The organism is Vibrio sp. PNB23_22_6 (genome assembly GCF_052877535.1).
In genome coordinates, this window is the sequence record NZ_JBNFXP010000067.1 from 1 (window position 1) to 905 (window position 905).

At 41.4% G+C, this 905-nt stretch carries 1 protein-coding gene; it reads left to right on the plus strand.

Annotated elements, in window-relative coordinates:
- Window positions 1-220 precede the first annotated feature (220 nt).
- Window positions 221-905 (plus strand): IS110 family transposase (locus ACVA54_RS19640; RefSeq protein WP_446644611.1); only part of this gene is annotated, 685 nt, incomplete at its 3' end.

Below are 905 nucleotides of genomic sequence, written 5' to 3' on the forward strand. Positions count from 1 at the left end.
TTGTATGGGAAATTATCCCTCTAAATCGACCAGTTTCGGGTAATGTGAGACCCAGGCTTTAGCTGCAACTAAAGCTTTCCATGTAGTAGTTCGTTTAAACGCTGGCTCCTCTGTTGAGAGACCGATAACAAACATGAACGCTACATAGGACTCCAAGCATAAACCTCGAATAGTCGACTGGGTCTCGAACCCGCATTACGCAAGCATGAGTTAGCTTATTATGAATACAAAAATGAATCAAAATATCTACGTTGGTGTTGATACTGGCAAAACACAATTAGATATCCATATAAGACCTATTGAACTCTTTTTCTCTGTCGAGAATACTGAGAAAGGGATAAAAAGTGCAGTAAATACCATCCAAAAGCACTCACCTGATAGAGTCGTGATTGAAGCAACCGGTCGCTTAGAAATGCCATTTGTCTTAGCATGTGCCGAAGCAAAGCTTCCTATCGTTCGTGCCAACCCCGTTCATATCAAGCGCTTTGCTGGTGCCATTGGACGTAGAGCTAAAAATGACCGACTTGATGCTGAGTTAATTGCTCATTATGCCGAAGCCATAAAACCTGAGCTTACCTTAATCAAAGCTGAAAACATTCGACTAATGAGTGACTTAGTCATCCGCAGAAACCAACTGTTATCCATGCAGACGATGGAGAAAAACCGAATCCAGATCCTGCCTAAATCATTACATTCGACGTTAAAACCTATCCTGACAGCAATCAAAAACCAGGTGGTAAAAATCGAAGATAAACTCGTGAAGCTTATTGAAAATAGCCCTGAACATCAGGCTAAAAATACATTATTACAAAGTGTTCCAGGCATCGGAAACATCGCTGCGGCATCGATAATCAGTAATGTGCCTGAGTTAGGTTACATCACCAATAAGCAAGCTGCTTCTCTCA